This window comes from uncultured Streptococcus sp., assembly GCF_963521255.1.
Taxonomy (GTDB): Bacteria; Bacillota; Bacilli; order Lactobacillales; family Streptococcaceae; genus Streptococcus.
In genome coordinates, this window is the sequence record NZ_CAUQTU010000011.1 from 56,032 (window position 1) to 63,810 (window position 7,779).

Here is a 7,779-nt window from a genome sequence, read left to right on the forward strand (position 1 = left end):
GGAGAAAGTAAGTATGTCAAAAGGAATTAAATTTTCATCAGATGCCCGTTCAGCTATGGTCCGTGGTGTCGACATCCTTGCAGACACTGTTAAAGTAACCTTGGGACCAAAAGGCCGTAACGTTGTGTTGGAAAAATCATTTGGTTCACCCTTGATTACCAATGACGGGGTGACCATTGCCAAAGAAATTGAGTTGGAAGACCATTTTGAAAATATGGGTGCCAAATTGGTATCAGAAGTAGCTTCAAAAACCAATGATATCGCAGGTGACGGGACTACAACTGCAACTGTTTTGACCCAAGCAATCGTCCGTGAAGGAATCAAAAACGTCACTGCAGGTGCCAATCCAATCGGCATTCGTCGTGGGATTGAAACAGCAGTTGCTGCAGCAGTTGAAGCCTTGAAAAATAATGCCATCCCTGTTGCCAACAAAGAAGCTATCGCTCAGGTTGCTGCCGTATCTTCTCGTTCTGAAAAAGTCGGCGAATACATCTCTGAAGCAATGGAAAAAGTTGGCAAAGATGGGGTCATTACCATCGAAGAGTCACGTGGTATGGAAACAGAGCTTGAAGTCGTAGAAGGAATGCAGTTCGACCGTGGTTATCTTTCACAGTACATGGTGACAGATAGCGAAAAAATGGTGGCTGACCTTGAAAATCCATATATCTTGATTACCGACAAGAAGATTTCCAATATCCAAGAAATCTTGCCACTCCTAGAAAGTATTCTCCAAAGCAATCGTCCACTCTTGATTATTGCGGATGATGTAGATGGTGAAGCTCTTCCAACCCTTGTATTGAACAAGATTCGTGGAACCTTCAACGTGGTAGCAGTTAAGGCACCTGGCTTTGGGGACCGTCGTAAAGCCATGCTTGAAGATATCGCCATCTTGACAGGCGGAACAGTTATCACAGAAGACCTTGGTCTTGAGTTGAAAGATGCGACAATTGAGGCACTTGGTCAAGCAGTGAGAGTAACTGTGGACAAAGATAGCACGGTTATCGTAGAAGGTGCTGGAAATCCTGAAGCGATTTCTCATCGTGTTGCTGTTATCAAGTCACAAATCGAAACCACAACATCTGAATTTGACCGTGAAAAATTGCAAGAACGCTTAGCAAAATTGTCAGGTGGTGTAGCGGTTATTAAGGTCGGAGCCGCAACTGAAACTGAGTTGAAAGAAATGAAACTCCGCATTGAAGATGCCCTCAACGCTACTCGTGCAGCTGTTGAAGAAGGAATCGTTGCAGGTGGTGGAACAGCCCTTGTAAATGTTATCCCAGCCGTGGCTGATTTGGAATTGAAAGGAGACGAAGCAACAGGCCGCAATATTGTTCTCCGTGCCTTGGAAGAACCTGTTCGTCAAATCGCCCACAATGCAGGATTTGAAGGCTCTATCGTTATCGATCGTTTGAAAAATGCCGAGCTTGGTACAGGCTTCAACGCAGCAACTGGTGAGTGGGTTAATATGATTGATCAAGGGATTATCGATCCAGTTAAGGTTAGTCGTTCAGCCCTACAAAATGCAGCATCTGTAGCTAGCTTGATTTTGACAACAGAAGCAGTCGTAGCCAATAAACCAGAACCAGCAGCCCCAGCTCCAGCAATGGATCCAAGCATGATGGGCGGTATGATGTAAGATTTCTATAGAAAAGAACTTATAAAAAACACAAAAGGAGGGAATGGCTATTCCTCCTTTTTATGCTATTCACTTCTAAATTGATTTGAGCTCTCCTAACTTATATGATAAAATAAGACTAGAAAAAGGAGAAGAACATGATCGATGTAGAAGAAATTCTGAGCAAGATGAACCCCAATCAGAAGATTAATTATGACCGTGTCATGCAGAAGATGGTACAAGTATGGGAGAAAAATGAGCAACGGCCAACCATTCTCATGCATGTTTGCTGTGCCCCTTGCAGTACCTATACTCTAGAATATTTGACCAAGTATGCAGATGTGACCATCTATTTTGCCAATTCTAATATCCATCCTAAGGCAGAATACCATAAGCGGGCTTACGTTACCAAGAAATTTGTTAGTGATTTCAATGAGCGAACTGGCAATAACGTTCAATACCTAGAAGCTCCCTACGAACCAAATGAATATCGAAAATTAGTTAGGGGACTAGAGGAGGAGCCTGAAGGTGGCGACCGTTGTAAGGTTTGCTTTGACTACCGACTGGATAAGACGGCGCAAGTGGCTATGGACTTGGGATTTGACTACTTTGGCTCAGCTTTGACCATCAGTCCTCATAAGAATTCTCAAACCATCAACAGCATCGGAATCGATGTGCAAAAAATTTATACAACCCACTATCTTCCAAGTGATTTCAAGAAAAATCAAGGCTACAAACGTTCGGTAGAGATGTGTGAAGAGTATGACATTTACCGTCAATGTTATTGTGGATGTGTCTATGCAGCCCAGGCTCAGAATATTGATTTGGTTCAGGTTAAGAAAGATGCCACGGCTTTCTTGCTGGATAAGGATGTTGAAAAAGACTATTCCCACATCAAATTTACTGTCACTAAATTAGATATATAAATGAAAACTTGCCTCAAGGTAGGTTTTTTGCTAGTAGAAAAGCGATAGACAGAAATTGTTGGACCAATCTTTGAATTTCTAGTCCAAGGATTGTGAGTCTTCAACAAGCCTTGGACTCTTAAAAAAATGAAGTTTTGCTCAAACGAGCTTTTTAAATTAAAACGAGCAATTATCAGTTCAAATCTGTTTCAAAAGAAGAACGGATAAATTAATCGATGCTTTGTTTTTGAGTTAGGAAGTTAAGCATGCCAAACTGAGTCGTAGGAATAAATTTCTTTATAGAAATGTGTTACAACTCTGCTATAACGGAATATTCCTTTTTTGCATTTATACAACTTATTTAACACTATCTTTATTCTTGTGATATAATGTCAAATTATAGAGTGGAGGTCATTTAAAATGATTGATAAAGTAATTGAACAATATAAAAGTCATGATAATCTTGATATTCGAGTAGAATTGCATAAGAAGTATTCAAAAAATAAATTGGGATTCAATAATTGGATATTTTCTAACTACCAAATCACTGATGAAGTAAAGGTTCTAGAATTGGGATGTGGTACAGGAGAACTTTGGAAAAGTAATAGTGATTCTATAGATAAAATGAAGCAGTTGGTTGTTACAGATTTTTCTAAAGATATGGTAAAAACAACGAAGTCAGTAATTGGAAATAGAGACAATGTTAACTATGAAATAATTGATATTCAAAAGATTTCTTTTGAGAATGTAACGTTTGATATTGTTATTGCTAATATGCTTTTACATCATGTGAATGATATTCCTAAAGCTCTCTCTGAGGTGAATAGGGTCTTAAAAAACGGAGGAATTTTTTACTGTGCTACATTTGGTGAAAATGGAGTTGTAAATTATTTGGCAAGTTTATTTAAAGATGAGGTTAATCAAGATTTAGAAAATAAAACGTTTACTTTACAAAATGGTAAAAGGTACCTGAGCAAGTATTTTAACTCTGTCGATACATTACTCTATGATGATGAGTTGCAGGTAACTAGTATAGATGACCTAGTTAAATACATCCAATCCTTTAAAGGAATTTCAGAAATAGGTTCACTAGAAGAGGAAATAATACGTAAAAGATTGGAAAGTGAGTTTAATAATGGTATGTTGATCATTCCTAAAGAATATGGTATGTTTATCGCTCGAAAAGAAAGTTAAGGGAACGAAAGTGTGAAAAATTATGGAGAAGCTTTTCGATATTTTAGAAAATTAAACGGATATTCTTTAGAGTCTGCTGCAGCTGATTCTATATCAAAATCTCAACTTTCTAGATTTGAAAGGGGAGAAAATGAAATTTCTCTTTCAACATTTTTTGAATTATTATCAAATATCAATGTTTCGATAGAGAATTTTTGTAATCACCTAGAACATTATAAAAGAACGGAGCTTGATGATTTTTTGGTTAATTTATCTCCAAATTTTTATAGTTTGAATATTAAAGGATTGGAGGTAATAAAAAATGAGCAACAAAAGCTTTTTGAGAAGAGTGGGGAAAAAACTCATAAAATAAATACAATTATGGTTCAGGGATTATTAAATCAGATAGATTGTAATCATGTAGTTAGTAGAGATGATCTAAATTTAGTATATGACTATTTATTCCAGAAGGAACGATGGGAGTCCTATGAGATAACGCTGATTGGTAATTTATATCATCTTTTTGAAATAGATTATATTTACATGGTCGGAAAAGAAATACTAGAGCGTACACATTATTACGAAAAAATCGGCAAGAATAGAAATTTAGTTGTGTCAGCTTGTTTAAATTTTTGGTTCTGTTGCCTTGAAAATTCACATCTAATATATGCAGACTACTTTGAAATGAAATTAAAAAAATTATTAAAAGATGACACAAAAGTTTTTGAAAAATCTACATTCAAATTTGTAGAAGGATATAAAATATATCTGACTGAATCTAAAGAATCTGGAATTAAACAAATGAACAATGTCATAAAATATTTTGAGTTTATTGAATCTAAAAGTATTGCTTTATATTTTCAAAAACGATTAAATGAGTTGGTAGATTAAATAGGATTTTCTCCGTCAAGATATTATTTTTTAAATGTTGTACTAAATGATTGATGCTATGTGAAAATACAAAAAATAAATTATTTGATACGAAGTTGACCTGTATTTTAATACTAATCATCTCCGTATTTTTGTATTAAACGATATAAGTTTATTGTAAATTTACAAGTAACAAAGACATTAAAAAATATCAGTATGTCTATTTGTTTTATATATTTCGCGAATTCTGCATAAATCTCTTTCTAGTAATGTGTTGTAACTCTACTATAATGGGTTTATTCCTTTTTTGTATCTACACAACTTATTTTACACTATCAAAAAAACAAGGTCAGGATTTTGTTCCTGACCTTTGACAACTTTACCGATTCTTTAGTTCTACATAGCGCTTGTACCAAATGTTTACATAGGCTTCTGAGAAAGGACCTCGTCCATTGTTAATCCAATCAACAAGAATTTTGACATGTTCTTTTAAAATATAGTCCAAGTCATCAGAATAATTCATTTTGCGTTTGTGACGCTCATACTCCTCAACGTCCAAGAGACGTTTCTCTCCATCTGTAAAAATTTTAACATCCAAATCATAATCAATATACTTCAGTGCTTCTTCATCCAGATAGTAGGGGCTAGCTATATTGCAATAGTAGGAAATTCCATTATCGCGAATCATGGCAATGATATTAAACCAATATTTCTTGTGAAAGTAAACAATAGCCGGTTCTCGAGTGACCCAACGACGACCATCACTTTCGGTAACCAGTGTATGATCGTTGACACCAATAATGGCGTTTTCTGTTGTTTTTAGTACCATGGTGTCCCGCCAAGTTCGGTGGAGACTCCCATCATGCTTATAACTTTGAATTGTAATAAAGTCGCCTTCTTTTGGAAGCTTCATAACTAACCAACTTTCTACAATTTATAAGTTTATCGTTTACTATTGTACCATAAAATTACCTAAAATCTGTGAATTTTACATGAAAATATTAAAGATATTCTCTGAGAGCGCTTGCTATATCCGAAAAATCGTAGCCCTTTCGTGCTAAAACTTGGGTTAAACGCTGTTTAAGTTCGTATCCTTCATATTTTCGGGCATACTTAGCATATTGCTTATCAAGTTCCCTGAAGATGAGTTCCTGAGTCGTTTCTTTGTCAACTTGACTATCCAACTCGTCAAAGGCACTTTTAGCATCAGGGTAAGAGAAGCCCTTGTTGGTCAAGTTCTGGATAATCTTATCTTGCAAGGCACGAGCTGGAAGTTTTCCTTCATATTTTTTCAATAGTTTATTAGCTACACGTTGAGCAACTTCCGAAAAATCAAATTCTTTTAAAATCTCTACTATAGTAGATTTTGAAATCCCTTTTTGTGTTAGTTTCTGAGTCAGTACATAAGGCCCCTTGTCTCCTGAAAGTTGATTAGCATTGATGATAGCATAAGCGTACTGGCTATCATTAATCCACTTATCTTCTTTAAGATTAGCAATGACTTGAGAAACGGTGTTTTCATCAATATCGTATTTTTTCAGATATTCTCTGACTTCTTTTTCAGTGCGAGCTTTAAAGGATAGATGGTAGAAGGCTAGACTCTTACCGTAAGAAAATTTGGCAAAGTCCTGAATCTCTTTCAATTCTTCTTGGCTTATCACCTTATCTCTAGATAACATAAAACGAACAATTGTGTCTTCGGTGATATAACATTTATCGTCATTATCAAGCTCCATCAGATAGAGTCTTTTTTTCTTTTCAAGTTTTGTGATTTTCATAGTTCTATTATAACTCAAAATGTGATAAGATAGGGGTATGAATCTGAAAGTGAAACAAAAAATACCATTAAAAATCAAGCGCATGGGAATTAATGGTGAGGGAATCGGCTTTTATCAAAAAACCTTAGTCTTTGTACCCGGTGCTCTCAAAGGAGAAGATATCTATTGTCAGATTACTTCTATTAAACGCAACTTTGTTGAAGCAAAATTACTAAAGGTCAACAAGAAGTCTAAATTCCGTGTTGTGCCAGCTTGTACTATTTACAATGAATGCGGAGGCTGCCAAATCATGCACCTGCATTATGATAAGCAACTGGAGTTCAAGACGGACTTACTTCACCAAGCGCTAAAAAAATTTGCCCCTGCAGGATATGAAAATTATGAAATCCGCCCGACGATTGGAATGCAGGAACCCAAGTACTATCGTGCTAAGTTACAATTTCAGACTCGAAAATTTAAAAATCAGGTCAAGGCAGGTCTGTATGCACAAAACTCTCATTATTTGGTAGAGTTGAAAGACTGCCTAGTACAAGATAAGGAAACCCAAGTGATTGCTAATCGTCTAGCGGAATTACTTACTTTTCACCAAATTCCGATCACGGATGAGAAAAAAGTTCTAGGTGTTAGAACGATAATGGTTCGACGAGCAAGAAAGACTGGACAGGTTCAGATTATTATTGTTACAAATCGTCAGCTTAATTTAACTCAACTAGTAAAAGACTTGGTTAAAGATTTCCCAGAAGTTGTGACAGTAGCTGTGAATACAAATACAGCTAAAACCAGTGAGATTTATGGCGAAAAGACAGAGATTATCTGGGGAGAAAAGAGTATTCAAGAAGGTGTACTCGATTATGAATTTTCACTATCTCCTCGTGCTTTCTATCAACTAAATCCTGAACAAACAGAAGTTCTTTATAACGAGGCGGTAAAAGCCTTGGATGTAAATAAAGAAGACCATTTGATTGACGCTTATTGTGGAGTTGGAACGATTGGATTTGCCTTCGCAAAGAAAGTTAAAACACTAAGAGGTATGGATATTATTCCAGAAGCCATTGAAGATGCCAAGCGAAATGCTAAAAGAATGGGTTTTAACAATACTCATTATGAAGCTGGAACCGCAGAAGAGATTATTCCTCGTTGGTATAAGGAAGGCTACCGAGCAGATGCTCTGATCGTAGATCCACCACGTACAGGTCTGGATGACAAGTTATTAGATACAATTCTTACCTATGTACCAGAAAAAATGGTCTATATTTCTTGCAATGTTTCGACCTTGGCTCGTGACTTGGTGAGGTTAGTAGAAGTCTATAATCTTCATTATATCCAGTCGGTCGATATGTTCCCGCATACAGCTCGGACTGAAGCTGTTGTAAAATTAATTAGAAAAGTTTCAAAAAGTAGTTGACAAAGTATGAAAAGTGGGTATAATAGTAAGAGT

General features: G+C 36.1%; 7 protein-coding genes. 5 read left to right on the plus strand and 2 right to left on the minus strand.

The annotated features are described in order from the left end of the window. Positions 1–13 precede the first annotated feature (13 nt). The 4 genes from groL to RWP09_RS08185 all read left to right on the plus strand — a co-directional run bounded on the left by groL (position 14) and on the right by RWP09_RS08185 (position 4,584). On the plus strand, positions 14–1,636 hold the full coding sequence (groL, locus tag RWP09_RS08170; protein ID WP_314436338.1) for a chaperonin GroEL: 1,623 nt from the start codon (positions 14–16) through the stop codon (positions 1,634–1,636). Positions 1,637–1,773: 137 nt separating this feature from the next. Beyond that, on the plus strand, positions 1,774–2,541 hold the full coding sequence (locus RWP09_RS08175; RefSeq protein ID WP_020900987.1) for an epoxyqueuosine reductase QueH: 768 nt from the start codon (positions 1,774–1,776) through the stop codon (positions 2,539–2,541). A 399-nt stretch (positions 2,542–2,940) separates the two neighbouring features. After that, complete coding sequence (locus tag RWP09_RS08180) at positions 2,941–3,714, plus strand: class I SAM-dependent methyltransferase (protein ID WP_261233555.1); 774 nt, start codon at positions 2,941–2,943, stop codon at positions 3,712–3,714. A gap of 12 nt (positions 3,715–3,726) precedes the next feature. Next, a complete protein-coding gene (locus tag RWP09_RS08185; protein ID WP_314436344.1) occupies positions 3,727–4,584 on the plus strand; it encodes a helix-turn-helix domain-containing protein in 858 nt (285 codons plus the stop codon). 358 nt (positions 4,585–4,942) lie between these two features. Here the strand turns inward: RWP09_RS08185 and RWP09_RS08190 are convergent, their stop codons facing one another. Both RWP09_RS08190 and recX read right to left on the minus strand, forming a co-directional pair. Next, positions 4,943–5,476: a DUF402 domain-containing protein gene (locus tag RWP09_RS08190; protein ID WP_314436347.1), complete on the minus strand. Its 534-nt coding sequence runs from the start codon at positions 5,474–5,476 to the stop codon at positions 4,943–4,945. Positions 5,477–5,564: 88 nt separating this feature from the next. Further along, the gene (recX, locus tag RWP09_RS08195) at positions 5,565–6,341 is read right to left on the minus strand and encodes a recombination regulator RecX (protein ID WP_314436350.1); all 777 of its coding nucleotides are present in this window, start codon (positions 6,339–6,341) and stop codon (positions 5,565–5,567) included. A 37-nt stretch (positions 6,342–6,378) separates the two neighbouring features. Between recX and rlmD the strand changes: the two genes are divergently transcribed. Then, positions 6,379–7,746, plus strand: a complete 1,368-nt coding sequence (gene rlmD / locus RWP09_RS08200; protein ID WP_314436353.1) for a 23S rRNA (uracil(1939)-C(5))-methyltransferase RlmD — start codon at positions 6,379–6,381, stop codon at positions 7,744–7,746. The last annotated feature ends 33 nt before the right edge of the window (positions 7,747–7,779 follow it).